The following is a 23,935-nucleotide window of genomic DNA, read 5'->3' on the forward strand; positions in this document are numbered from 1 at the left end:
CATGTCGCATCAATCTGATTTGATCAGCGAGGACATCCTCGCCTACCTGGGCCAGCACGAGCGCAAGGAAATGTTGCGCTTCCTGACCTGCGGCAACGTCGACGACGGCAAGAGCACCCTGATCGGGCGCCTGCTGCACGACTCCAAGATGATCTATGAAGATCACCTGGAAGCCATCACCCGCGATTCGAAGAAGTCCGGTACTACCGGCGACGATATCGACCTGGCCTTGCTGGTCGACGGCCTGCAGGCCGAGCGTGAGCAGGGCATTACCATCGATGTGGCCTACCGCTACTTCTCCACCGCCAAACGCAAATTCATCATCGCCGATACCCCCGGCCATGAGCAGTACACCCGCAACATGGCCACCGGTGCGTCCACCTGTGACCTGGCGATTATCCTGATCGACGCACGCTATGGCGTGCAGACCCAGACCCGTCGCCACAGCTTCATCGCCTCGTTGCTGGGCATCAAGCACATCGTGGTGGCCGTCAACAAGATGGACATCAATGGCTTCGACCAGAGCGTATTCGAGCAGATCAAGGCCGATTACCTGAAGTTCGCCGATGGTATCGCCTTCAAGCCAAGCACCTTGGCCTTTGTGCCGATGTCGGCGCTCAAGGGCGACAACGTGGTGAACAAGAGCGAGCGTTCGGCCTGGTACACCGGGCAGTCGCTGATGGAAATCCTGGAAACGGTCGAGATCGCCAACGACCGCAACTACACCGACCTGCGTTTCCCGGTGCAGTATGTCAACCGTCCGAACCTGAACTTCCGTGGTTTCGCCGGCACCCTGGCCAGCGGCATCGTGCACAAGGGCGACGAAGTCGTGGTGTTGCCGTCGGGCAAGAGCAGCCGCGTCAAATCCATCGTCACCTTTGAAGGTGAACTGGAGCACGCCGGCCCAGGCCAGGCCGTGACCCTGACCATGGAAGACGAGATCGACATCTCCCGTGGTGACCTGCTGGTACACGCCGACAACGTGCCGCAAGTGACCGACGCGTTCGACGCCATGCTGGTGTGGATGGCCGAAGAACCGATGCTGCCGGGCAAGAAATACGACATCAAGCGTGCCACCAGCTACGTGCCGGGTTCCATCACCAGCATCGTGCACCGCGTGGACGTGAACACCCTGGACGAAGGTCCGGCGAGTTCGCTGCAACTGAACGAGATTGGTCGGGTCAAGGTCAGCCTCGACGCCGCCATCGCCCTGGACGGTTACGACAGTAACCGCACCATCGGTGCATTTATCGTTATCGATCGTTTGACCAACGGTACTGTGGCTGCGGGCATGATCATCGCGCCGCCGCTCACCCACGGCAGCTCGGCACAGCACGGCAAGCTGGCTCATGTTGCTACCGAAGAGCGCGCGCTGCGCTTCGGCCAGCAACCGGCCACCGTGTTGTTCAGCGGCTTGTCTGGCGCTGGCAAGAGCACCTTGGCCTATGCAGTCGAGCGCAAGCTGTTCGACATGGGCCGTGCGGTGTTCGTGCTGGATGGCCAGAACCTGCGTCACGACCTGAACAAGGGCCTGCCGCAGGACCGTGCCGGCCGCACCGAGAACTGGCGTCGTGCCGCGCATGTGGCGCGTCAATTCAACGAAGCGGGCCTGCTGACCCTGGCTGCATTTGTTGCGCCGGATGCCGAAGGCCGCGAACAGGCCAAGGCGCTGATCGGTGCCGACCGTCTGCTGACGGTGTACGTGCAGGCGTCGCCGCTGGTGTGCGCCGAGCGTGATCCGCAAGGCTTGTACGCTGCCGGTGGGGATAACATCCCGGGCGAGTCCTTCCCGTATGACGTGCCGTTGAATGCCGACCTGGTCATCGACACCCAGGCTCTGTCGTTGGAAGAAAGCGTCAAGCAAGTGCTGGAGCTGTTGCGTCAGCGCGGCGCGATCTAAGGGGATGCAGCAATAAGCTTTTAGCTGCAAGCTGCAAGAAAAAGCCCGCCATCGAGTGATGATGGCGGGCTTTTTCATGCCTTATCCTGGGTGCTGGGTATGCAGCTTTTCCAGTAATACATCCTTGTCTTCCCACAACCGGTTGATCCAACCCTGGAACGCTGTCCGGTACTCCCCATCCTGCTCATAATTCTTGCCAATGAACTCAGTCGGGATCTGCACTTCTTCGAACTGCACGACCACATCCTGCACATTCCCGCACAGCAGGTCCCAGTATCCAGGGCGGCCGGCAGGGTAGTAAATGGTCACATTGACCAGCGACTTCAACTGCTCACCCATGGCATCCAGCACAAACGCGATACCGCCAGCCTTGGGCTTGAGCAGGTAGCGAAAAGGCGACTTCTGCTGTGCATGTTTGCCTGGGGTAAATCGCGTGCCTTCGGCAAAGTTGAAAATCCCCACTGGGTTGTCGCGAAATTTCGCACAGGTCTTGCGGGTGGTTTCCAGGTCCTTGCCTTTCTTCTCCGGGTGTTTTTCCAGGTAGGCCTTGGTGTAGCGCTTCATGAACGGGAAGCCCAGTGCCCACCACGCCAGACCAATCACCGGCACCCAGATCAGCTCCTGTTTGAGGAAGAACTTCAGTGGACGGATCCGACGGTTCAACACGTATTGCAGCACCATGATGTCAACCCAGCTCTGGTGGTTGCTGGTCACCAGGTATGAGTGCTGATAGTCCAGCCCTTCAAGGCCGGTGATGTGCCAGCGCGTACGTCGCACCAGGTTCATCCAGCCCTTGTTGTTGGTGACCCAGGCCTCATGAGTGTGGTTCATCAGCCATTCGCTGAAGCGCTTGGCAAAGGGCAATGCCTTGAACAGTGCGACGATAAACAGGAACGAACACAACAGGATCGTGTTCAGCGCCAACAGCAGTGATGCAATCACCCCGCGCACGGCGGCAGGTAGAAAATCCAGCATTTAGATATCCATTGGTCGGTTGGCGGCTTGAATCGCGGTGAGCGCGATGGTGTACACGATGTCGTCTACCTGGGCACCGCGCGGCAGGTCGTTGACCGGTTTACGCAGGCCCTGGAGCATCGGCCCCAGGCTCACGCAGTCGGCGCTGCGCTGCACGGCCTTGTGCGTGGTGTTGCCGGTATTGAGGTCAGGGAATACGAACACCGTGGCCTTGCCGGCGACCTGGCTGTTGGGCGCCAACTGTCGCGCTACGTTTTCATTGGCGGCGGCGTCGTATTGCAACGGCCCGTCGATCAGCAACGAACTTTGCTGTTCATGGGCGAGCAGGGTGGCTTCACGGACTTTTTCCACTTCCTCACCGCTGGCCGAGTCGCCGCTGGAATAGCTGATCATCGCCACGCGCGGCGTGATACCGAATGCAGCCGCCGAGTCAGCGCTTTGCAGGGCAATCTCTGCCAGTTCAGCAGCACTTGGGTGCGGATTCATCACGCAGTCGCCGTACACCAGCACCTGCTCGGGGAACAGCATGAAAAACACCGACGACACCAGCGTGCAGCCCGGTGCGGTCTTGATCAACTGCAGGGCAGGGCGGATGGTGTTGGCGGTGGAGTGAATAACCCCGGAAACCAGGCCGTCCACTTCATCCAGCGCGAGCATCATGGTGGCGATCACCACCGTGTCTTCCAGTTGCTGCTCGGCCATCGGCGCGTTGAGGCTTTTGCTCTTGCGCAGTGCGACCATCGGCTCGACATAGCGTTGGCGAATCAGGTCCGGGTCGAGAATCTCCAGGCCTTCGGGCAATTCGATGCCTTGGGCGCGGGCGACCGCTTCCACGTCCGCCGGCTTGGCCAGCAGCACGCAGCGGGCAATACCCCGCGCCTGGCAGATTGCGGCGGCTTGCACGGTCAGTGGCTCGCTGCCTTCGGGCAGTACGATGCGTTTGTTGGCCGCCTGGGCGCGCTGGATCAACTGATAGCGGAATACTGCCGGTGACAGGCGCATTTCCCGTGGCGTGCCGCAGCGTTGGTGCAGCCAGCGCGCATCGAGATGGCTGGCGACGAAGTCGGTGATGATCTCCGCACGTTCGCGGTCATCAATTGGAATTTCCTTGTTGAGGCTATTGAGCTGGTTGGCGGTATCGTAGGAGCCGGTGCTCACCGACAGCACCGGCAGCCCGGCCTGAAACGCGCCACGGCACAACTCCATGATGCGCGGGTCGGGCAGGGTGTCGCTGGTCAGCAACAGGCCGGCCAGGGGCACGCCATTGATCGCCGCCAGGCTGACGGCGAGGATGATGTCGTCGCGGTCGCCGGGCGTCACCACCAGTACGCCGGGCTTGAGCAGCTCCACGGTGTTGCGCATGGTGCGGGCGCAGATGATGATCTTGGTCATGCGCCGGGTTTCGTAGTCGCCGGCGTTGAGGATCTGCGCGCCCATCAGGTCGGCCACGTCGCGGGTACGCGGCGCGTTGAGTTCAGGCTGATAAGGAATGCAGCCGAGCAGGCGGAAATCACCGCTGCGCAACAGTGGCGAATGCTCCTTGAGACGTGCCGAAAAAGCTTCCATGCTTTCGTCGGTGCGCACCTTGTTGAGGATCACGCCGAGCACTTTCGGGTCTTTCGGCCCGCCGAACAGTTGGGCCTGCAATTCCACGCGGCCGGAGAGCTCGGTGAGCACCTCATTTTCCGGGGCGGACACCAGGATCACTTCCGCATCCAGGCTCTTGGCCAGGTGCAGGTTGACCCGTGCCGCATAGCTGGCGCTACGGGTGGGCACCATGCCTTCGACGATCAATACGTCCTTGCCCACGGCGGCTTGCTGGTACAGCGTGATGATTTCTTCCAGCAGCTCGTCGAGCTGGCCGTCGCCCAGCATCCGCTCTACATGGGTCAGGCCCAGGGGCTGTGGCGGCTTGAGACCGTGTGTGCGCGCCACCAGCTCAGTGGAACGCTCTGGACCGGTATCGCCGGGGTGCGGTTGGGCAATCGGCTTGAAGAAGCCGACTTTCAGTCCAGCCCGCTCCAGCGTACGCACCAGCCCGAGGCTGATGGAGGTCAGACCCACACCAAAATCGGTGGGCGCGATAAAAAAAGTCTGCATGCGAATTCTCTGAAGGTGCATGGCTTCGGTGAGGTTCTATGGTTGAACATCTACCGGGAATCAGGCGCCAAGGTTATCGTTATTCGTGTGCTTGCGCACACCAGCCGCAGGCAAAGGGCTGGCCTATTTTTTCAAGGCGTTGCGCAGGGTCGAGTACCCAGGCGCGAGACTGCCAGGGTGGCTGGTGGCGCAGGTGCTGGGTGTGGCCGCAGGACAGCTCGGCGACCCAGTGCTGGTCGTCGTCCTGGTGGAACCCGATGATGAAGGATGCCGTCGATCGGTCCCGTCTGTCCGGGTTCTGTTCGCTTTCGGGCAAATCCTTGTTTAGACTTGTCCGTTCTTCATTCTTATGCAAAAGGTCTCGCCCCATGACGATCGCCGCTAACAAGGCTGTCTCCATCGACTATACCCTGACCAACGACGCTGGTGAGGTCATCGACAGCTCCGCCGGCGGCGCGCCGCTGGTCTACCTGCAAGGCGCAGGTAATATCATCCCAGGCCTGGAGAGGGCACTGGAAGGCAAGAACGTCGGTGATGAGCTGGCCGTTGCCGTAGAACCTGAAGATGCCTACGGCGAGTACTCGGCCGAACTGGTCAGCACCCTCAGCCGCAGCATGTTCGAAGGCGTTGACGAGCTGGAAGTGGGCATGCAGTTCCACGCTTCCGCGCCGGACGGCCAAATGCAGATCGTGACTATCCGTGACCTGGACGGCGACGACGTGACCGTCGACGGCAACCACCCACTGGCTGGCCAGCGCCTGAACTTCAAAGTGAAGATCGTTGCCATTCGCGACGCTTCCCAGGAAGAAGTGGCTCACGGCCACGTCCACGGTGAAGGCGGTCATCACCATTGATTGCGGTTTGATCAATAGGTAGCAAAAACGCCCCGACTGGTTCGGGGCGTTTTTTTGTGTGCAAAAATGCACTGCGATCCCACACACAAACAAAAATGCCCCGGACCTTTCGGTGCGGGGCATTTCTTAACTGTTTCGCAACCTGGGTTGCGTTGCAGTTGTTACCACTTAGGCGGCAGCAGGAACGCTCAAAGCCTTGATGTGGCCATTCAGGCGGCTCTTATGACGAGCGGCCTTGTTCTTGTGGATGATGCCTTTATCGGCCATGCGGTCGATAACTGGCACAGCCAGAACGTAAGCAGCTTGGGCTTTTTCAGCGTCTTTGGTGTCGATGGCTTTAACTACATTCTTGATGTAGGTACGAACCATGGAACGCAGGCTGGCGTTGTGGCTGCGACGCTTCTCAGCCTGTTTTGCACGTTTTTTGGCGGAAGGTGTGTTGGCCACCGTCGAGCTCCTCGAAAGACTTTTTAGGAAATAGCAAACAAAATAGGCCGCGAATCATGCCGATGACTTGATGGGTTGTCAAGGGCGGCTGATGCGAACTGCTGAGTGGTCGATCTGAAGAGGCGGGTGATTTATTTCCGGCGCTTGACCTGTAAACTCGCGAGCTTTGGCTCTGTGCTGTTGCAGGCGCGCAGTATCGCATAAGTAGGCGCGTTGTTCGCCTGCTCTTTATCTAAAGGCGCAAACTCTTTCAATGAATCTGCTCAAATCGTTGGCCGCCGTCAGCTCTATCACCATGATTTCCCGCGTACTGGGGTTTGTACGCGATACCCTGCTGGCGCGCATTTTCGGCGCCAGCATGGCCACGGATGCCTTCTTTATTGCGTTTAAACTCCCCAACCTGCTGCGGCGAATTTTCGCCGAAGGCGCGTTTTCCCAGGCCTTCGTGCCGATCCTGGCCGAATACAAGACCCAGCAGGGCGAGGAAGCCACCCGCACCTTTATTGCTTATGTCTCGGGCCTGTTGACCCTGGTACTGATGCTGGTGACCGTCCTTGGCATGCTCGCTGCCCCCTGGGTGATCTGGGCCACGGCCCCCGGTTTTGCCAATACCCCGGAAAAGTTCGCGCTGACCACTGATCTGCTGCGAGTGACCTTTCCTTATATATTGCTGATCTCCCTGTCATCCCTGGCCGGGGCGATCCTCAATACCTGGAACCGTTTCTCGGTGCCGGCTTTCGTGCCGACCCTGCTGAACGTCAGCATGATCATCTTCGCGCTGTTCCTTACCCCGTACTTCGATCCACCGGTGATGGCCCTGGGTTGGGCCGTACTGGCCGGCGGCCTGGCGCAATTGCTCTACCAACTGCCGCACCTGAAAAAAATTGGCATGCTTGTGCTGCCGCGCCTGAACCTCAGGGACACGGGCGTGTGGCGCGTGATGCGCAATATGCTGCCGGCGATCCTGGGTGTTTCCGTCAGCCAGATTTCCCTGATCATCAACACGGCGTTCGCCTCGCTGCTGGTGTCCGGCTCGGTGTCGTGGATGTACTACGCCGACCGCCTGATGGAATTGCCGTCCGGCGTGCTGGGCGTGGCGCTGGGCACGATTCTGCTGCCGACGCTGGCGCGCACCTACGCCAGCAAGGACCGGCAGGAATACTCGCGCATCCTCGACTGGGGCCTTCGCTTGTGCTTTGTACTGGTGCTGCCGTGCGCCCTGGCGCTGGGGATCCTGGCCGAACCGTTGACGGTGTCGCTGTTTCAATACGGCCAATTCGATGCCCATGACGCGTTGATGACCCAGCACGCGCTGGTCGCTTATTCCGTCGGTCTGCTCGGTATTATCGTGATCAAAGTGCTGGCCCCCGGCTTCTATGCCCAGCAAAACATCCGTACGCCGGTCAAAATCGCGATTTTCACGTTGATCGTCACGCAATTGCTCAACCTGGTATTTATTGGCCCGCTGGCTCACGCCGGCCTGGCCCTGGCCATCAGTGCCGGCGCATGTATCAATGCCGGTCTGTTGTTTTACCAACTGCGCAAACAGCAGATGTTCCAGCCGCAGCCAGGTTGGGGCCTGTTTGCCCTCAAGCTGCTGGTGGCGGTGGCCATGATGTCTGCCGTATTGCTCGGCCTGATGCACTTTATGCCCGCCTGGGACGAAGGCCATATGCTGGAGCGCTTCATGCGTCTTGGTGTACTGGTCGCCGCCGGTGTGGTGGTGTACTTCGGGATGTTGCTGCTGCAGGGCTTCCGCCTGCGGGATTTCAATCGCAAGTCGCTGGGTTAGAGAGTTTGCCGCGATAAATCGGTTGTTTTATCGATTCGATCCATTTGGCCTGTGCTGTTGCCTGTCGTCCGGGGCCGGGTGTGGTTATAATCGACCACTTTATGAGCAAGAAGCGCGTTATGCAGCTGGTTCGAGGTCTCCACAACCTGCGCCCCGAGCATCGGGGTTGCGTCGCCACCATTGGCAACTTTGACGGTGTTCACCGTGGCCACCAGGCTATCCTGGGCCGGCTGCGCGAACGCGCGGTCGAGTTGGGCGTGCCCAGCTGCGTGGTGATTTTCGAGCCACAGCCGCGGGAATATTTTACTCCCGAGACCGCGCCGGCTCGCTTGGCCCGCCTGCGTGACAAGTTGCAATTGCTGGCTGAGGAGGGTGTGGATCGTGTTCTCTGCCTGGCCTTCAACCAGCGTTTGCAAAGCCTGAGCGCCGCCGAATTCGTCGACCGTATCTTGGTCGATGGCCTGGGCGTGCAGCATTTGGAGGTCGGTGACGACTTCCGCTTTGGTTGCGACCGCGTCGGGGATTTCGATTTCCTGCAGCACGCGGGCGTCAACCAGGGTTTTACCGTCGAAGCCGCGCAAACCGTCGAACTGGACGGCCTGCGCGTGAGCAGTACCCAGGTACGTAACGCCCTGGCTGCTGCCGACTTCGCCTTGGCCGAGCGTTTGCTCGGTCGCCCGTTCCGCATTGCCGGGCGGGTCCTGCACGGCCAGAAGCTGGCGCGCCAATTGGGCACGCCAACCGCCAACGTGCAACTCAAGCGCCGTCGTGTGCCGCTGACCGGGGTTTACCTGGTGAGCGTCGACGTTGATGGCCAATCGTGGCCGGGAGTCGCCAACATAGGCGTCAGGCCTACGGTTGCAGGTGATGGCAAGGCCCACCTGGAAGTTCACCTTTTGGATTTTGCCGGTGATTTGTATGACCGGCGTTTGACGGTGGTTTTCCACCAGAAGCTGCGTGAAGAGCAGCGTTTCGCCTCCCTTGAGGCGTTGAAAACGGCGATCAATGCGGATGTCGCCGCCGCCCGTGCACTAGCCGCACCTAGCGCCCATCGCTAACCGAAGAGCCTTAAATGACCGACTATAAAGCCACGCTAAACCTTCCGGACACCGCCTTCCCAATGAAGGCCGGCCTGCCACAGCGCGAACCGCAGATCCTGCAGCGCTGGGACAGTATTGGCCTGTACGGAAAGTTGCGCGAGATTGGCAAGGATCGTCCGAAATTCGTCCTGCACGACGGCCCTCCTTATGCCAACGGCACGATTCACATCGGTCATGCGCTGAACAAGATTCTCAAGGACATGATCCTGCGCTCGAAAACCCTGTCGGGCTTCGACGCGCCGTACGTGCCGGGTTGGGACTGCCACGGCCTGCCGATCGAACACAAAGTCGAAGTGACCTACGGCAAGAACCTGGGCGCGGATAAAACCCGCGAATTGTGCCGTGCCTACGCCACCGAGCAGATCGAAGGGCAGAAGTCCGAATTCATCCGCCTGGGCGTGCTCGGCGAGTGGGACAACCCGTACAAGACCATGAGCTTCAAGAACGAGGCCGGGGAAATCCGCGCCTTGGCCGAGATCGTCAAGGGCGGTTTCGTGTTCAAGGGCCTCAAGCCCGTGAACTGGTGCTTCGACTGCGGTTCGGCCCTGGCTGAAGCGGAAGTCGAGTACGAAGACAAGAAGTCCTCGACCATCGACGTGGCCTTCCCGATCGCCGACGAGGCCAAGCTGGCCGAGGCCTTTGGCCTGTCTTCGCTGACCAAGCCGGCCGCCATCGTGATCTGGACCACCACCCCATGGACCATCCCGGCCAACCAGGCGCTGAACGTGCACCCGGAATTCACCTATGCCCTGGTGGATGTCGGTGATCGCCTGCTGGTGCTTGCTGAAGAAATGGTCGAGGCCTGCCTGGCCCGTTACGAACTGCAAGGTTCGGTCATCGCGACCACCACCGGCGCCGCATTGGAGCTGATCAATTTCCGCCACCCGTTCTATGACCGTCTGTCGCCGGTGTACCTGGCTGACTACGTCGAACTGGGTTCGGGCACGGGCATTGTTCACTGTTCGCCGGCCTATGGCGTGGACGACTTTGTCATCTGCAAAAAATATGGCTTGGTCAACGACGACATCATCAACCCAGTGCAAAGCAACGGCGTTTACGTGCCTTCGCTGGAGTTCTTCGGCGGCCAATTCATCTTCAAGGCCGACCCTGCGATCATCGAAAAGCTGCGTGAAGTCGGTGCGCTGATGCAAACCGCCACCATCCAGCACAGCTACATGCACTGCTGGCGCCACAAGACCCCGCTGATCTACCGCGCCACCGCGCAGTGGTTCATCGGCATGGACAAAGAACCGGTCAGTGGCGACACCCTGCGTGTCCGTTCGCTCAAGGCCATCGAAGATACTAAGTTCGTCCCGGCCTGGGGCCAGGCGCGCCTGCACTCGATGATCGCCAACCGTCCGGACTGGTGCATCTCCCGCCAGCGTAACTGGGGCGTTCCGATTCCGTTCTTCCTGAACAAGGAAAGCGGCGAGCTGCACCCACGTACCGTCGAACTGATGGAGCAAGTGGCCCAACGCGTTGAACAGGAAGGCATCGAAGCCTGGTTCAAGCTGGACGCCGCCGAACTGCTGGGCGATGAAGCGTCTCAGTACGACAAGATCAGCGATACCCTCGACGTGTGGTTCGACTCCGGCACCACTCACTGGCACGTGCTGCGCGGCTCGCACCCGATGGGCCACGAGACCGGTCCGCGTGCCGACCTGTACCTGGAAGGCTCCGACCAACACCGTGGCTGGTTCCACTCGTCGTTGCTGACGGGTTGCGCCATCGACAACCACGCGCCGTACCGCGAACTGCTGACTCACGGTTTTACCGTCGACGAGACGGGCCGCAAGATGTCCAAGTCGCTGAAGAACGTGATCGAGCCGAAAAAGATCAACGACACCCTGGGCGCCGACATCATGCGTCTGTGGGTTGCGTCGACCGACTATTCGGGCGAAATCGCCGTGTCGGACCAGATCCTGGCCCGCAGCGCCGATGCCTACCGCCGTATCCGCAATACCGCACGTTTCCTGCTGTCGAACCTGACCGGTTTCAACCCGGCCACCGACATCCTGGCGGCTGAGGACATGCTCGCCCTAGACCGTTGGGCCGTGGACCGTACCCTGTTGCTGCAACGTGAGTTGCAGGAAAACTACGGCGAATACCGCTTCTGGAACGTGTACTCGAAGATCCACAACTTCTGCGTGCAGGAGCTGGGTGGTTTCTACCTCGACATCATCAAGGACCGCCAGTACACCACCGGCGCCAACAGCAAGGCGCGCCGCTCGGCGCAGACCGCGCTGTTCCATATCTCCGAAGCGCTGGTGCGCTGGATCGCGCCGATCCTTGCCTTTACCGCCGACGAGCTGTGGGAATACCTGCCGGGCGAGCGTAACGAGTCCGTGATGCTCAACACCTGGTACGAAGGCCTGACCGAACTACCGGCCGACTTCGAACTGGGCCGCGAGTACTGGGAAGGCGTGATGGCCGTGAAGGTTGCGGTGAACAAGGAGCTGGAAGTGCAACGCGCGGCCAAGGCTGTCGGTGGCAACCTGCAAGCCGAAGTCACCCTGTTTGCCGAGGAAGGCCTGACCGCCGACCTGGCCAAGCTGAGCAACGAACTGCGCTTCGTGCTGATCACCTCCACCGCGAGCCTGGCGCCATTCGCCCAGGCCCCGGCGGACGCGGTCGCTACCGAAGTGCCGGGCCTCAAGCTCAAAGTGGTCAAGTCGGCCTTCTCTAAGTGCGCCCGCTGCTGGCACTGCCGTGAAGACGTCGGCGTGAACCCTGAGCACCCGGAAATCTGTGGTCGTTGTGTCGACAACATCTCGGGCGCTGGTGAGGTTCGCCACTATGCCTAATACTTCCAGCCGTTTCGGACGTCTGGGCTGGCTCGTATTGAGTCTGCTGGTCCTGGTCATCGACCAGGTCAGCAAGGCTCATTTCGAAGGCTCCCTGCAGATGTTCCAGCAGATCGTGGTGATCCCGGATTACTTCAGCTGGACCCTGGCCTACAACACCGGCGCCGCTTTCAGCTTTTTGGCGGATAGCGGCGGCTGGCAGCGCTGGCTGTTCGCCCTGATCGCCGTGGTGGTCAGTGCGGTGCTGGTGGTGTGGCTCAAGCGTCTTGGCCGCGATGACACCTGGCTGGCTATTGCCTTGGCCCTGGTATTGGGCGGCGCGCTGGGCAACCTGTACGACCGCATTGCCCTCGGCCATGTGATCGACTTTATCCTGGTGCATTGGCAGAACCGCCACTACTTCCCGGCGTTCAACTTCGCCGACAGCGCCATCACCGTCGGTGCGATCATGCTGGCGTTGGACATGTTCAAAAGCAAGAAAACCGGAGAGACCGTCAATGACTGATCAGGTATTGGCTGAGCAACGCATCGGCCAGAATACGGAAGTCACCTTGCATTTCGCACTGCGCCTGGAGAATGGCGATACGGTCGACAGCACCTTCGACAAAGCCCCAGCCACCTTCAAGGTCGGCGATGGCAACCTGCTGCCCGGTTTTGAAGCGGCCCTATTCGGTTTCAAGGCCGGCGACAAGCGCACCCTGCAGATCCTGCCGGAAAACGCCTTTGGCCAGCCCAACCCGCAAAACGTGCAGATCATCCCGCGTTCGCAGTTCCAGGACATGGACCTGTCGGAAGGCTTGTTGGTGATCTTCAATGATGCGGCGAATACCGAGCTGCCAGGTGTGGTGAAAACCTTCGATGACGCGCAAGTAACCATCGACTTCAACCACCCGTTGGCTGGTAAAACCTTGACCTTTGATGTTGAAATCATCGACGTTAAAGCGATCTGATCAACGACGCGGTTAAAAATGTCGAATCGTCGCACCGTCGCTCACATCTTTGATCTCTACTGTCAGGTGGGTTAGCGTCTAGCTTGAACCCAAGTGGCTGCAAGACACGAGGCACAGCATGCAAATCAAACTCGCCAACCCCCGTGGCTTCTGCGCCGGCGTGGACCGGGCGATCGAAATCGTCAACCGCGCCCTGGAAGTCTTCGGGCCGCCGATTTATGTGCGCCATGAAGTCGTTCACAACAAATTCGTGGTCGAAGACCTGCGTGCGCGTGGCGCCATCTTTGTCGAAGAACTGGACCAGGTGCCGGACGACGTCATCGTCATCTTCAGCGCCCACGGTGTTTCCCAGGCCGTGCGTACCGAAGCGGCAGGCCGTGGCCTCAAAGTCTTCGATGCCACCTGCCCACTGGTCACCAAGGTACACATCGAAGTCGCCCGCTACAGCCGTGACGGACGAGAGTGCATCCTGATCGGCCATGCCGGTCACCCGGAAGTCGAAGGCACCATGGGTCAATACGACGCCAGCAATGGCGGGGCCATTTACCTGGTGGAAGACGAAAAAGACGTCGCCAACCTGCAGGTACAGAACCCCGAGCGACTGGCGTTCGTGACCCAGACCACCTTGTCCATGGATGACACCAGCCGCGTCATCGATGCGTTGCGCGGCCGCTTCCCGGCCATTGGCGGGCCACGTAAGGACGACATCTGCTACGCCACCCAAAACCGGCAGGACGCCGTCAAGCAATTGGCCGATGAATGCGATGTGGTCCTGGTTGTCGGCAGCCCTAACAGCTCCAACTCCAACCGTCTGCGTGAGTTGGCGGAACGCATGGCGACCCCGGCGTACCTGATCGATGGCGCCGAAGACATGCAGCGCAGCTGGTTCGATGGCGTCGAGCGGATTGGCATCACGGCCGGCGCTTCGGCCCCGGAAGTGCTGGTGCGCGGCGTTATCCAGCAATTGCATGCCTGGGGTGCCACCGGTGCTGATGAACTAGCTGGCCGTGAAGAGAACATCACCTTCTCCATGCCCAAGGAGCTGCGGGTTCGCTCGCTGCTCTGAGCGTCCGTGTGCCGGAGTAGCTCCGGCACAACGCTTGCTCGGCACGGTCGCTGCGCAGGCTGATGCGCCCGCTGGGCGCCAGTACGACCTGATACAGGCTCTGCGCCTGATCCGTGGCGCACACATGTACGGTGCCGGCACGAAAACCACCCCCTGAAAACACCGGCTCACCCAGCCCGCTGAAGCGCACCTGGCTCTTGACCGGCCCGTTGCCGACTACCGGCACGCGACCATTATCCTGGTGCTCCAGTAGCACGGGGTTATCGTCGTCCAGGTAGCCGCGTCCGCTTACATCCAGAATGACCCGCCAGCCTTGGCTCCAATCGTCTTCCCGCGCATGAATCACCACGGCCTGGTTGCGTGCGATGGCTTCGGTGCGTGCGTAGCGCAGCCCTCCGGCTAAGGATTGCGCTGCGCTGTGACGCTGCTGTGATTCCAGTAAACCCTTGAAGCTGGGGGTTGCCAAGTTAGCCAGGATGCCGCTCACGATCAGCCCGAGCAGCAGTTCTATCAGGGTGAAACCTTGTTGGCGCATGTGTCCTCCCTCCTTGGAATTAGGTGCAGCCTTAGTTATAGCGTCCAGTGCGTTGCGCTGAATGATGGCCTTCATGTCCAAAGTATTTCCCTTTGTTCCGGAAGCAGCGCAGGCGAAAAACCGGCGCTAGTCTTGGGCCGCACAGCAGGTTTCTCCTGCTTTTTTGGACCTCGACACGGATGACGACGGTAATGCTTGCCTGCCCCTGCACTGGTTTCCCCAAGGATTCGCCTCGGCACCAAATTGGAATGACGCTGATCGAGGTGCTCGTCGCCGTACTGATCCTCGCCATTGGCCTGCTGGGTGCGGCGGTCATCCAGCTCAATGCGCTCAAATACACCGACAGCTCCAGGATGACTAGCCAGGCCAGTTTCATTGCCTACGACATGCTCGACCGAATCCGCGCCAATTCTGCTGTCGACTATTCCTGGGGCCGGGCCGAGCGTGCCTCGGCCAGCGATGCATCTGCCAGCGTGCGCGATCTGGACCTGCATGATTTCGAGGCCAATATCCTCGGCTTTGCCGGGACGAGCGCCAAAGGCTCGGTGTTGGTCAGTGCTGGCGAGGTGACTGTCAGCATCAGTTGGGATGACAGCCGGGGCGCGAACAGGCCGGGCGCCCGGGAAACATTCACCCTGACCAGCCGCATCGGTGATGAATTGAGGAACGCGCAATGAGGCCTCTTGTTCGCGGATTCAGCCTGGTGGAGTTGCTGCTGGCGTTGGCTATGGGGTTGGTCTTGGTGCTTGGGGTCAGCCAGGTAGTGATCAGTTCCAGAGTGACCCATGCCAGTCAGCAGGCTGCGATGTTGCTGCAGGATGACGCACGGTTCTTGCTGGGCAAGATGACCCAGGATATTCGCCAGGTGGGCATGTTTGGCTGTTTGGCCACGGCGTTTATCGACAATGCCCCACCCGCGTTTGATCAGCCTTTCAGTTGGAGGGCCGAGGCGGGGGCGAAGTCGTTGTCGCTGGTGACGGCGGATGTCGGTCTTGAGGGTGGCAAGCCCGACTGGACGGTATTGTCCGACTGCACAGGAACCGCCCAGGCGCACGCCGGCAGTGCGCCTGCACCAGCGCCCGGACAAATCCGCATTGCACTGCGCCAGATCACCTACACCTTCGAAGCGGGCCAATTGAAAGTCAGCACGCCTGCGGCCCCTGCCAAGGCCGTGCTGGTGGATAACGTGCAGGCCTTCGATATCAGCTTTGGCGTGGCCGCCAAACCTTCGTCGACGGAGGTGGCGCGTTACGACGCGAGTCCGGCGGACCTGGCCTTGATACGCAGCGTACGCATCCGGATGACGCTGCGAGACCCGACCGGTCACGTGAAGGATCAAACCTACAGCGTCGTGGCGGCGCTGCGAAACCGTCTGGGGTAGGGCCGCCATGATACTTAAAGAGTCTATTCGTCTACGGCAGGCCGGCATGGTGTTGCTGATCAGCCTGGTGGTGTTGTTGCTGTTGTCGCTGATAGGTCTGTCATCCATGCAGAGTGCGGTGAGCCAACAAAAGGTCAGCGGTAGTCTCTGGCACCGTAATCAGTCGCTGCAAAGCGCCGAGAGTGGCTTGCGGCGTGGGGAGTCGGTCGTACAGCGGTTATTTGCAGCGCTGCCCAAGTGCCGTTCGATTGTCAGCTGTGCGCCGCCGGCATCTGCCTATTCGGTGGTTGGGGCTGGGGTAGATCCTGTTTCGGGTATCACTTGGGTCGCACTGGAGGGGGGTCTATACGGCATTCAATCCCTGGGCCTCGCGGTTGGGCTGGCGCATTTACCACCGCAAACAACGGCCGACGTATATCGAGTGACGGCCGTCGGTTTAAGCGGCCAATTGCGCACGTTGCTGGAGAGCGTCTATGCACGGGTAGAAGAGGAGGGCGGCTCGCGTTTCCGGCGGGTGGCCTGGCGGCAACTTCAATAAGGAGCGTTGAAATGAGCACGGACAGCCAGGGCTTTACCCTGATTGAGTTACTGATCGCCGTGGTGATCATTGCGGTACTGGCCGGGATTGCTTACCCCGGCTACACCAGTCATATGAAAAAGGCCTATCGCGCGGAAATTGTCGCGTTATTGACCGATCAGGCTCAGCATCTGGAGCGTTTTTATACGAGGACCGGCACTTTTATTGATGCAAGCGGCGTCAGCGAGGGCAATGATCGCTATAGAATCACCGCAGCATTGAACCCTCAGGATTTTCAGCTCGTGGCTACGCCTGGCGTCGGCTCGATGATGGCCGGCGACCTTTGCGGTGACTTCAGCCTGACCAGCACCGGTATGCGGACCAATCCGGGCGCGGCACCTGAAATGTCGCGCAAGCAGTGTTGGGGCCAATGACGAGGGTGCTGGACGACTGGGCGCCGTGCGCGCAGGTTCCTATTTATCGGCTGGATCAAATGATGGCAGAGCAACAGCAGGTAGTGATTGTCGGTGGCGGAGTCATCGGTTTGTTGACGGCGTTCAACCTGGCGACCCAAGGGCAAACGGTGGTGCTGCTGGAGCGCGCGGGGTTGGGGCAGGAGTCCTCCTGGGCGGGCGGTGGCATTGTTTCGCCGCTGTATCCGTGGCGCTACAGCCCGGCCGTCACCGCGCTGGCCCATTGGTCCCAGGACTTTTATCCACAGCTGGCGCAGCGCCTGTTTGCCCAGACGGGGGTCGACCCGGAGGTGCATACCACGGGCCTGTACTGGCTGGACCTGGACGATGAAGCCCAAGCCCTGGCCTGGGCTGCGCGCGAAGGCCGCCCATTGAGCAAAGTCGACGTATCGGCCGCCCATGACGCCGTTCCGGTGCTGGGTGGCGGGTACTCCCAGGCGATCTACATGGCCAACGTCGCCAATGTGCGCAACCCGCGCCTGGTCAAATCCCTCAAGGCAGCGCTGCTGGCGCTGCCCGGCGTGACCATTCACGAACAGTGTGAAGTGACTGGTTTCGTTCTGGGTGCGGGCAATGTCGTGGGCGTGAACACAACTGATGGCTTGATCTTCGGCGACCAGGTCGTACTGGCGGCCGGCGCCTGGAGCGGTGAGCTGCTGGGTACGTTGGGTTTGTCGCTGCCGGTCGAGCCGGTCAAAGGCCAGATGATCCTGTACAAATGCGCTTCGGATTTCCTGTCGAGCATGGTCCTGGCCAAGGGGCGTTATGCGATCCCACGGCGTGACGGGCACATCCTGATCGGCAGTACCCTGGAACATGAAGGCTTCGACAAGACCCCCACCAACACCGCATTGGAAAGCCTCAAGGCATCAGCGGTGGAGCTGATTCCCGCCCTGGCGGACGCCGAGGTGGTTGGGCATTGGGCCGGATTGCGCCCAGGTTCGCCGGAAGGTATTCCTTACATCGGCCAAGTGCCGGGCTTCGACGGCTTGTGGCTCAATTGCGGCCATTACCGCAATGGCCTGGTGCTCGCGCCAGCGTCCTGCCAGCTGTTTACCGACCTGCTGCTGGCGCGTGCGCCGATTATCGACCCCGCGCCTTATGCGCCAGAAGGTCGGATCAATGCTGGATAGACTTCGGCCCTTGCTCCAGATGCGCCTGGGTGCAATACCATTCCTGGCGCGAGCTCAAGGCGCGATCCTGCGGCAAGTGCACGCCGCAGTGGGCGCAGCGCACCATCAGGGCCGCGTTGGGCTCGCTGTCACGATGCTGCTTGGCGGCCGGGCTTTTGAGTTTGCGCCAAAACCATACTGCGGCGGCAATGACGGCAATCCAGAACAGTAGACGAAGCATGATGGGCAGTTTCTCGACAAGGAATGCGCCAGTTTAGCCAAGGACGTGCGTAGCGCACAGCGCAATAATACCACCCACAAAAAAGGAGCCTCGAAAGGCTCCTTCTTGATGACGCCGGTGCAATCAGTCGAACACACCGAAAGTCATGTAGCTGAACCACGAACGGTCCTGGTTGTTGCCCAGGGCCTGTGGCTCTTCCTCTTCGATCACGTCGCCGTTCTCATCGTGGGGCTTGAGCTCTGAAGGAATGGCGTCCTTGGCGTCCTGGTACTGCTTGATCACGTCCTGGTTGGCGCGGGTTTCGCCCGGCGGCAGCGGTGGACGGGACTCGATCAGGCCCAGGGTGTACTTGCTCAGCCACGAACGGTTGTCGGCTTCGGCAACCTGAGGCACGAACTGGCCGTCTTTCAGGCTAGGGTGATCCGGGTAGTTGAGCTTCAGGGTTTCCAGGCTGGTGCTGGCCAGGTCGTCCAGGTGCAGACGCTGGTAGGCCTCGGTCATCACGGCCAGGCCGTCACCCACGGAAGGGGTTTCCTGGAAGTTCTCTACTACATAACGACCACGGTTGGCGGCGGCTACGTAAGCCTGACGGGTCAGGTAGTAGTGGGCCACGTGGATTTCGTAGGAAGCCAGCAGGTTGCGCAGGTAGATCATGCGCTGCTTGGCGTCCGGCGCGTAGCGGCTGTTGGGGTAGCGGCTGGTCAGCTGGGCGAACTCGTTGTAGGAGTCGCGGGCAGCGCCCGGGTCGCGCTTGGTCATGTCCAGCGGCAGGAAGCGCGCCAGCAGGCCGACGTCCTGGTCGAACGAAGTCAGGCCCTTCATGTAGTAGGCGTAGTCGACGTTCGGGTGCTGTGGATGCAGGCGGATGAAACGCTCGGCAGCGGACTTGGCAGCTTCCGGCTCGGCGTTCTTGTAGTTGGCGTAGATCAGCTCGAGTTGGGCCTGGTCGGCGTAGCGCCCGAACGGATAGCGCGACTCCAGTGCCTTCAGCTTCGCTGTGGCGCTGGTGTAGCTATTATTGTCCAAGTCTTTCTGAGCCAGTTGGTACAACTCGACTTCGCTCAGGTTTTCGTCGACGACTTCCTTTGTTGACGAGCAAGCAGCAGTCATGGCGAGGATGGCGATCAGCAGCAGGTGTTTCACTTGCATGGCGGCTTGCGTCCCTATGACGGCCGCTGTCTTGGGCGGGGCCGTCCTGTTATGATGAGCGCCCCGTTGAAAGCCTCGGGGCAAAAGACGCCGTATTTAACCACAAGCGCGCAGCCGAAACCAAAGGCTGTGCCACGCCTAGTCTGAGCATGTCCGATAAAATTGAACTTCGCGCAGAGGTGCCGTCCGAATTGGGCGGCCAACGCCTCGATCAAGTCGCCGCACAATTATTCGCTGAGCACTCGCGCTCGCGCCTTTCCGCCTGGATCAAAGACGGCCGCCTGACTGTGGATGGAGCGGTTATCCGCCCGCGAGACACAGTCCATGGCGGTGCGATTCTTGAGCTGACTGCCGAGCAGGAAGCCCAGGGAGAATGGGTCGCCCAGGACATCGAGCTGGATATCGTCTATGAAGACGACGACATCCTGGTCATCAACAAACCCGCAGGCCTGGTGGTTCACCCGGCAGCCGGGCACGCTGATGGCACCTTGCTCAATGCCCTGCTGCACCACGTGCCGGACATCATCAACGTCCCGCGCTGCGGCATCGTGCACCGCCTGGACAAGGACACCACCGGCTTGATGGTGGTGGCCAAGACCATTCAGGCGCAGACGCAGTTGGTCACACAATTGCAAAGCCGCAGCGTCAGCCGGATCTACGAGTGCATCGTGATCGGCGTCGTGGTGGCGGGTGGCAAGATCAACGCCCCGATCGGTCGCCACGGCCAGCAGCGCCAGCGTATGGCGGTGATGGAAGGCGGCAAGCAGGCCGTCAGCCACTACCGCGTGCTGGAGCGTTTCCGTTCCCACACCCACGTGCGGGTCAAGCTGGAAACTGGCCGTACCCACCAGATTCGCGTGCACATGGCGCACATCAACTTCCCGTTGGTCGGTGATCCGGCCTACGGTGGCCGCTTCCGGATTCCGCCGGCGGCCAGTGCAACTATGGTTGATTCGCTGAAAAACTTCCCGCGCCAGGCCCTGCATGCACGTTTCCTGGAGCTGGATCATCCGACGAGCGGTAAGCGGATGAGCTGGGAATCGCCTCTGCCGGACGACCTGGTCTGGTTGTTGTCGCTGCTCAAGCAGGATCGCGAGGCGTTTGTCGGGTGAGTGACTGGCTGATTCCTGACTGGCCCGCGCCGCCTCAGGTGAAAGCCTGCGTCACCACCCGTGCGGGCGGTGTCAGCCTGGCGCCGTTCGACAGCCTCAACCTCGGCGATCATGTCGAGGACAGCCTCGAAGCCGTCCTTGAGAATCGCCGAAGTCTCAGCGATGCGTTCAATATTCAGCCAGCCTGGCTGCGTCAGGTTCACGGGGTAACTGTGGTCGAAGCCGACCCCGGTTGTACCGCTGAAGCGGACGGCAGTTGGACCAGCACCCCAGGCATTGCCTGCACCTCCATGACCGCCGATTGCCTGCCTGCGTTGTTCTGCAACAGCGCCGGCACCCGTGTAGCGGCGGCCCATGCCGGTTGGCGTGGTCTGGCGGCGGGTGTGTTGGAAGCGGCATTCGAAAGCCTGGATGCCGAACCCAGCGAAGTACTGGTGTGGCTCGGCCCTGCAATTGGCCCGCAAGCCTTTGAAGTCGGCCCGGAAGTGCGTGAAGCCTTCATGCAGCAATTGCCGATCACCGCCGAAGCCTTCGTGCCCAGCCGCAACCCCGGCAAGTTCATGGCTGACATCTATAAGCTGGCCCGTTTGCGCCTGGCCGCACATGGCGTCACTGCTGTTTATGGTGGCGGGTTCTGCACCGTGACCGACCCACGCTTCTTTTCCTACCGGCGCAGCCCTCGCACCGGTCGATTTGCCTCCCTTATCTGGCTGGAACGCTAGACTCATCTGATCTGCGTCAACTGTCTGTTGCTTGAAACTCCCAGAATCCACCCCATCTATAGGGGTATCTGGCAGGTTTCTTCATTCAGGATGTTTTATAGCTCCGGCCTGCTCAAAAGGAAGGTGACTAATGCGTATTGATCGTTTAACCAGCAAATTGCAGTTGGCCTTATCTGACTCTCAATCCCTGGCGGTGGGCCTCGACCATCCGGCTATCGAGCCTGCACACTTGATGCAGGCGCTCCTGGAACAGCAAGGTGGTTCTATCAAGCCCTTGCTGATGCAGGTGGGCTTTGACGTCAACAGCCTGCGCAAGGAGTTGAGCAAAGAGCTCGACCAACTGCCGAAAATCCAAAATCCAACTGGGGACGTGAATATGTCCCAGGACTTGGCGCGCCTGCTCAACCAGGCAGACCGCTTGGCCCAGCAGAAGGGTGACCAGTTCATCTCCAGCGAATTGGTGCTGCTCGCCGCCATGGACGAAAACAGCAAGCTCGGCAAGTTGCTGCTGGGCCAGGGCGTGAGCAAGAAAGCCTTGGAAAACGCCATCAACAACCTGCGCGGCGGCGACGCGGTGAACGATCCCAACCATGAGGAGTCGCGCCAGGCCCTGGATAAATACACCGTCGACCTGACCAAGCGCGCCGAAGAAGGCAAGCTTGATCCGGTGATCGGCCGTGACGATGAGATCCGTCGCACCATCCAGGTCCTGCAACGTCGCACCAAGAACAATCCGGTGCTGATCGGCGAGCCTGGCGTGGGTAAAACCGCGATTGCCGAAGGCTTGGCCCAGCGCATCATCAATGGTGAAGTGCCGGACGGCCTCAAAGGCAAGCGCTTGCTGTCCCTGGACATGGGGTCGCTGATTGCCGGTGCCAAGTTCCGTGGCGAGTTCGAAGAGCGCCTGAAATCCCTGCTTAATGAGCTGTCGAAGCAGGAAGGGCAGATCATTCTGTTTATCGATGAACTGCACACCATGGTCGGTGCCGGTAAAGGCGAAGGCTCCATGGATGCCGGCAACATGCTCAAGCCCGCTTTGGCGCGGGGCGAGTTGCACTGCGTCGGTGCCACGACGCTCAACGAATATCGCCAGTACATTGAAAAGGACGCTGCCCTTGAGCGTCGTTTCCAGAAAGTGCTGGTGGAAGAGCCGAGCGAAGAAGACACCATCGCGATCCTGCGTGGCCTGAAAGAACGCTATGAGGTTCACCACAAGGTGGCGATCACCGACGGCGCGATCATTGCGGCGGCCAAATTGAGCCACCGCTATATCACTGACCGTCAGTTGCCCGACAAGGCCATCGACCTGATCGACGAAGCGGCCAGCCGTATCCGCATGGAAATCGACTCCAAGCCGGAAGTGCTCGACCGTCTGGATCGGCGCCTGATTCAACTGAAAGTTGAGTCCCAGGCCCTGAAGAAAGAAGAGGACGACGCGGCGAAGAAACGCCTGGAAAAACTCCAGGAAGAAATCGTCCGTCTGGAGCGCGAGTATTCGGACCTGGAAGAAATCTGGACCTCGGAAAAAGCCGAAGTGCAGGGCTCTGCGCAGATCCAGCAAAAGATCGAGCAGTCCCGCCAGGAGCTGGAAGCCGCGCGCCGTAAAGGCGACCTGAACCGTATGGCCGAGTTGCAGTACGGGGTGATCCCGGACCTGGAGCGCAGCCTGCAGATGGTCGATCAACACGGCAAGCCTGAGAACCAGCTGCTGCGCAGCAAGGTGACCGAGGAAGAAATCGCTGAAGTCGTCTCGAAGTGGACCGGCATTCCGGTATCGAAAATGCTCGAAGGCGAGCGCGACAAACTGCTGAAAATGGAAAGCCTGTTGCACCAGCGCGTGATTGGCCAGGAAGAGGCCGTGGTGGCGGTGTCCAATGCGGTACGGCGTTCGCGGGCCGGGTTGTCCGATCCGAACCGTCCGAGTGGCTCGTTCATGTTCCTCGGCCCGACCGGTGTGGGTAAGACCGAGCTGTGCAAGGCTTTGGCCGAGTTCCTCTTTGATACTGAAGAGGCCATGGTGCGGATTGATATGTCCGAATTCATGGAGAAACATTCGGTGGCTCGCTTGATCGGTGCGCCACCAGGCTATGTGGGCTACGAAGAGGGCGGTTATCTGACCGAAGCCGTGCGGCGTAAGCCTTACTCGGTGATCCTTCTGGATGAGGTCGAGAAGGCGCACCCGGATGTGTTCAACATCCTGCTGCAAGTGCTGGAAGATGGCCGCCTGACTGACAGCCACGGCCGTACGGTGGACTTCCGCAATACGGTGATCGTGATGACCTCCAACCTGGGCTCGGCGCAGATCCAGGAGTTGGTGGGGGATCGTGAAGCACAGCGTGCGGCGGTGATGGATGCGCTGACCTCGCATTTCCGCCCGGAATTCATCAACCGGGTCGACGAAGTGGTGATCTTCGAGCCGTTGGCACGGGATCAGATCGCGGGCATCACCGAGATCCAGTTGGGCCGCCTGCGTGCCCGTCTTGCAGAGCGCGAGTTGTCGCTTGAGCTGAGCCGCGAGGCGTTGGACAAGCTGATCGCTGTGGGTTACGACCCGGTGTATGGCGCACGGCCGTTGAAGCGTGCGATCCAGCGCTGGATCGAGAACCCGCTGGCGCAGTTGATCCTGTCGGGCCGCTTCATGCCCGGTACCAGCGTCGAGGCGACCGTGGAAAACGACGAAATCGTCTTTCACTAAGCCCGGTTTA

The 23,935-nt window shown here is 60.3% G+C and carries 23 protein-coding genes; 16 read left to right on the top strand and 7 right to left on the bottom strand.

Annotated elements, in window-relative coordinates:
* The first annotated feature begins 1 nt into the window (after position 1).
* Entirely contained in the window at positions 2-1,900 is a 1,899-nt protein-coding gene (gene cysN, locus LVW35_RS03725) for a sulfate adenylyltransferase subunit CysN (RefSeq protein ID WP_233893788.1), read from the top strand.
* Positions 1,901-1,981: 81 nt separating this feature from the next.
* On the opposite strand, the gene LVW35_RS03730 is transcribed toward cysN, so the two are convergent.
* The 3 genes from LVW35_RS03730 to LVW35_RS03740 all read right to left on the bottom strand — a co-directional run bounded on the left by LVW35_RS03730 (position 1,982) and on the right by LVW35_RS03740 (position 5,345).
* The gene (locus tag LVW35_RS03730) at positions 1,982-2,875 is read right to left on the bottom strand and encodes an acyltransferase (protein WP_233893789.1); all 894 of its coding nucleotides are present in this window, start codon (positions 2,873-2,875) and stop codon (positions 1,982-1,984) included.
* Positions 2,876-4,975 (bottom strand): phosphate acetyltransferase, encoded by a 2,100-nt coding sequence (gene pta / locus LVW35_RS03735; RefSeq protein WP_233893791.1) that lies wholly within the window; start codon positions 4,973-4,975, stop codon positions 2,876-2,878.
* Between the two features lie 79 nt (positions 4,976-5,054).
* Complete coding sequence (locus tag LVW35_RS03740) at positions 5,055-5,345, bottom strand: DUF3565 domain-containing protein (protein ID WP_033896987.1); 291 nt, start codon at positions 5,343-5,345, stop codon at positions 5,055-5,057.
* Between LVW35_RS03740 and LVW35_RS03745 the strand changes: the two genes are divergently transcribed.
* Positions 5,344-5,829 (top strand): FKBP-type peptidyl-prolyl cis-trans isomerase, encoded by a 486-nt coding sequence (locus tag LVW35_RS03745; protein ID WP_233893793.1) that lies wholly within the window; start codon positions 5,344-5,346, stop codon positions 5,827-5,829. The genes LVW35_RS03740 and LVW35_RS03745 overlap by 2 nt on opposite strands.
* Before the next feature lie 168 nt (positions 5,830-5,997).
* Here the strand turns inward: LVW35_RS03745 and rpsT are convergent, their stop codons facing one another.
* Positions 5,998-6,276: a 30S ribosomal protein S20 gene (gene rpsT, locus LVW35_RS03750; protein WP_003188401.1), complete on the bottom strand. Its 279-nt coding sequence runs from the start codon at positions 6,274-6,276 to the stop codon at positions 5,998-6,000.
* 253 nt (positions 6,277-6,529) lie between these two features.
* Between rpsT and murJ the strand changes: the two genes are divergently transcribed.
* From murJ to ispH, 6 genes are all read left to right on the top strand, one after another.
* A complete protein-coding gene (murJ, locus tag LVW35_RS03755) occupies positions 6,530-8,068 on the top strand; it encodes a murein biosynthesis integral membrane protein MurJ (RefSeq protein WP_233893794.1) in 1,539 nt (512 codons plus the stop codon).
* Positions 8,069-8,187: 119 nt separating this feature from the next.
* Positions 8,188-9,126: a bifunctional riboflavin kinase/FAD synthetase gene (gene ribF, locus LVW35_RS03760; protein ID WP_233893795.1), complete on the top strand. Its 939-nt coding sequence runs from the start codon at positions 8,188-8,190 to the stop codon at positions 9,124-9,126.
* Positions 9,127-9,140: 14 nt separating this feature from the next.
* Entirely contained in the window at positions 9,141-11,972 is a 2,832-nt protein-coding gene (gene ileS, locus LVW35_RS03765) for an isoleucine--tRNA ligase (protein ID WP_233893796.1), read from the top strand.
* Positions 11,965-12,477: a signal peptidase II gene (gene lspA / locus LVW35_RS03770; RefSeq protein WP_233893797.1), complete on the top strand. Its 513-nt coding sequence runs from the start codon at positions 11,965-11,967 to the stop codon at positions 12,475-12,477. The genes ileS and lspA overlap by 8 nt, the downstream gene beginning before the upstream one ends.
* A 7-nt stretch (positions 12,478-12,484) precedes the next feature.
* Entirely contained in the window at positions 12,485-12,922 is a 438-nt protein-coding gene (fkpB, locus tag LVW35_RS03775; protein WP_173390393.1) for an FKBP-type peptidyl-prolyl cis-trans isomerase, read from the top strand.
* Between the two features lie 118 nt (positions 12,923-13,040).
* On the top strand, positions 13,041-13,988 hold the full coding sequence (gene ispH, locus LVW35_RS03780; RefSeq protein WP_233893798.1) for a 4-hydroxy-3-methylbut-2-enyl diphosphate reductase: 948 nt from the start codon (positions 13,041-13,043) through the stop codon (positions 13,986-13,988).
* Here the strand turns inward: ispH and LVW35_RS03785 are convergent.
* Positions 13,942-14,523, bottom strand: a complete 582-nt coding sequence (locus LVW35_RS03785) for a GspH/FimT family pseudopilin (RefSeq protein WP_233893800.1) — start codon at positions 14,521-14,523, stop codon at positions 13,942-13,944. The two genes, ispH and LVW35_RS03785, sit on opposite strands and share 47 nt — an antisense overlap.
* A gap of 191 nt (positions 14,524-14,714) precedes the next feature.
* Between LVW35_RS03785 and pilV the strand changes: the two genes are divergently transcribed.
* From pilV to thiO, 5 genes are all read left to right on the top strand, one after another.
* A complete protein-coding gene (gene pilV, locus LVW35_RS03790) occupies positions 14,715-15,200 on the top strand; it encodes a type IV pilus modification protein PilV (protein WP_233893801.1) in 486 nt (161 codons plus the stop codon).
* Positions 15,197-15,904, top strand: coding sequence for a PilW family protein (locus tag LVW35_RS03795; protein ID WP_233893802.1), 708 nt, complete (start codon positions 15,197-15,199; stop codon positions 15,902-15,904). Before pilV ends, LVW35_RS03795 begins: the two co-directional genes overlap by 4 nt.
* A gap of 7 nt (positions 15,905-15,911) precedes the next feature.
* Entirely contained in the window at positions 15,912-16,442 is a 531-nt protein-coding gene (locus tag LVW35_RS03800; RefSeq protein ID WP_233893803.1) for a pilus assembly PilX family protein, read from the top strand.
* Between the two features lie 11 nt (positions 16,443-16,453).
* On the top strand, positions 16,454-16,855 hold the full coding sequence (locus LVW35_RS03805; RefSeq protein WP_233893804.1) for a type IV pilin protein: 402 nt from the start codon (positions 16,454-16,456) through the stop codon (positions 16,853-16,855).
* 62 nt (positions 16,856-16,917) lie between these two features.
* Positions 16,918-18,027, top strand: a complete 1,110-nt coding sequence (thiO, locus tag LVW35_RS03810) for a glycine oxidase ThiO (RefSeq protein ID WP_233893805.1) — start codon at positions 16,918-16,920, stop codon at positions 18,025-18,027.
* Here the strand turns inward: thiO and LVW35_RS03815 are convergent.
* Complete coding sequence (locus tag LVW35_RS03815; RefSeq protein WP_233893806.1) at positions 18,014-18,247, bottom strand: PP0621 family protein; 234 nt, start codon at positions 18,245-18,247, stop codon at positions 18,014-18,016. The genes thiO and LVW35_RS03815 overlap by 14 nt on opposite strands.
* Positions 18,248-18,370: 123 nt before the next feature.
* Positions 18,371-19,396: an outer membrane protein assembly factor BamD gene (locus tag LVW35_RS03820; protein WP_233893807.1), complete on the bottom strand. Its 1,026-nt coding sequence runs from the start codon at positions 19,394-19,396 to the stop codon at positions 18,371-18,373.
* Between the two features lie 149 nt (positions 19,397-19,545).
* Between LVW35_RS03820 and rluD the strand changes: the two genes are divergently transcribed.
* The 3 genes from rluD (at position 19,546) to clpB (ending at position 23,925) form a co-directional block, all read left to right on the top strand.
* A complete protein-coding gene (gene rluD / locus LVW35_RS03825; RefSeq protein WP_233893808.1) occupies positions 19,546-20,508 on the top strand; it encodes a 23S rRNA pseudouridine(1911/1915/1917) synthase RluD in 963 nt (320 codons plus the stop codon).
* The gene (gene pgeF / locus LVW35_RS03830) at positions 20,505-21,230 is read left to right on the top strand and encodes a peptidoglycan editing factor PgeF (RefSeq protein WP_233893809.1); all 726 of its coding nucleotides are present in this window, start codon (positions 20,505-20,507) and stop codon (positions 21,228-21,230) included. The genes rluD and pgeF overlap by 4 nt, the downstream gene beginning before the upstream one ends.
* 130 nt (positions 21,231-21,360) lie before the next feature.
* Positions 21,361-23,925, top strand: a complete 2,565-nt coding sequence (gene clpB / locus LVW35_RS03835) for an ATP-dependent chaperone ClpB (RefSeq protein ID WP_233893810.1) — start codon at positions 21,361-21,363, stop codon at positions 23,923-23,925.
* Positions 23,926-23,935: the final 10 nt, after the last annotated feature.

The sequence above is a fragment of the Pseudomonas sp. HN11 genome (assembly GCF_021390155.1).
Taxonomy (GTDB): Bacteria; Pseudomonadota; Gammaproteobacteria; order Pseudomonadales; family Pseudomonadaceae; genus Aquipseudomonas.

Coding starts and splice junctions, on each gene's coding strand:
- cysN (WP_233893788.1), top strand. CDS start 2: ATGTCGCATCAATCTGATTTGATCAGCGAGGACATCCTCGCCTACCTG.
- LVW35_RS03730 (WP_233893789.1), bottom strand. CDS start 2,875: ATGCTGGATTTTCTACCTGCCGCCGTGCGCGGGGTGATTGCATCACTG.
- lspA (WP_233893797.1), top strand. CDS start 11,965: ATGCCTAATACTTCCAGCCGTTTCGGACGTCTGGGCTGGCTCGTATTG.
- ispH (WP_233893798.1), top strand. CDS start 13,041: ATGCAAATCAAACTCGCCAACCCCCGTGGCTTCTGCGCCGGCGTGGAC.
- LVW35_RS03785 (WP_233893800.1), bottom strand. CDS start 14,523: ATGCGCCAACAAGGTTTCACCCTGATAGAACTGCTGCTCGGGCTGATC.
- pta (WP_233893791.1), bottom strand. CDS start 4,975: ATGCAGACTTTTTTTATCGCGCCCACCGATTTTGGTGTGGGTCTGACC.
- pilV (WP_233893801.1), top strand. CDS start 14,715: ATGCTTGCCTGCCCCTGCACTGGTTTCCCCAAGGATTCGCCTCGGCAC.
- clpB (WP_233893810.1), top strand. CDS start 21,361: ATGCGTATTGATCGTTTAACCAGCAAATTGCAGTTGGCCTTATCTGAC.
- LVW35_RS03805 (WP_233893804.1), top strand. CDS start 16,454: ATGAGCACGGACAGCCAGGGCTTTACCCTGATTGAGTTACTGATCGCC.
- LVW35_RS03745 (WP_233893793.1), top strand. CDS start 5,344: ATGACGATCGCCGCTAACAAGGCTGTCTCCATCGACTATACCCTGACC.
- LVW35_RS03815 (WP_233893806.1), bottom strand. CDS start 18,247: ATGCTTCGTCTACTGTTCTGGATTGCCGTCATTGCCGCCGCAGTATGG.
- LVW35_RS03820 (WP_233893807.1), bottom strand. CDS start 19,396: ATGCAAGTGAAACACCTGCTGCTGATCGCCATCCTCGCCATGACTGCT.
- ileS (WP_233893796.1), top strand. CDS start 9,141: ATGACCGACTATAAAGCCACGCTAAACCTTCCGGACACCGCCTTCCCA.
- ribF (WP_233893795.1), top strand. CDS start 8,188: ATGCAGCTGGTTCGAGGTCTCCACAACCTGCGCCCCGAGCATCGGGGT.
- rluD (WP_233893808.1), top strand. CDS start 19,546: ATGTCCGATAAAATTGAACTTCGCGCAGAGGTGCCGTCCGAATTGGGC.
- murJ (WP_233893794.1), top strand. CDS start 6,530: ATGAATCTGCTCAAATCGTTGGCCGCCGTCAGCTCTATCACCATGATT.
- thiO (WP_233893805.1), top strand. CDS start 16,918: ATGGCAGAGCAACAGCAGGTAGTGATTGTCGGTGGCGGAGTCATCGGT.
- LVW35_RS03740 (WP_033896987.1), bottom strand. CDS start 5,345: ATGGGGCGAGACCTTTTGCATAAGAATGAAGAACGGACAAGTCTAAAC.
- LVW35_RS03795 (WP_233893802.1), top strand. CDS start 15,197: ATGAGGCCTCTTGTTCGCGGATTCAGCCTGGTGGAGTTGCTGCTGGCG.
- LVW35_RS03800 (WP_233893803.1), top strand. CDS start 15,912: ATGATACTTAAAGAGTCTATTCGTCTACGGCAGGCCGGCATGGTGTTG.